The sequence below is a fragment of the Allokutzneria sp. NRRL B-24872 genome, assembly GCF_002155965.1.
Classification (GTDB): Bacteria; Actinomycetota; Actinomycetes; order Mycobacteriales; family Pseudonocardiaceae; genus Allokutzneria.
This window is the reverse complement of the sequence record NZ_MUMH01000381.1, coordinates 1-351: the sequence shown is the minus strand read 5'-3', so window position 1 is coordinate 351 and position 351 is coordinate 1. Positions and strand designations below refer to the sequence as shown.

Sequence of the window (351 nt, the reverse complement as noted above, 5' to 3'; positions counted from 1 at the left end):
ACCGCCGCGGCCTTGAAGTGCTCCACCGGCAACGTGAAGAGTCAAGGCAGCCGTGGGTTGGCCGCGCTCCGGCGCATCTTGGGGCCGGACTTCGCCGACATGCCAGTGGAGGTGTGACGTGGTGCGTGAAGAGGACGTACGAGCGACCTTCGCGGTGCTCAACGCGCGCAGCGCGCCGCCGCTCGCCGTGAACGCGGGCGACGTGATCGCCTGCGGAGACCGGATTCGCAAGCGCCGCAAGCGAACCCTGGCCGCGGCGACCACGGGGCTCGCCGTGGCGGTGGTGCTCGCCGGAGTCTTCCTCGGCCTGCCCGAGCGCGGTGGCCCGGCGAACACCACCCCCGCCCGCTG

At 72.4% G+C, this 351-nt stretch carries 2 pseudogenes; both read left to right on the top strand.

Annotation, left to right across the window (positions count from 1 at the left end):
- Positions 1-117, top strand: a pseudogene (locus CCN37_RS41970) (SigE family RNA polymerase sigma factor); the annotation flags it as partial.
- 4 nt (positions 118-121) lie between these two features.
- Positions 122-351, top strand: a pseudogene (locus CCN37_RS38170) (hypothetical protein); the annotation flags it as partial.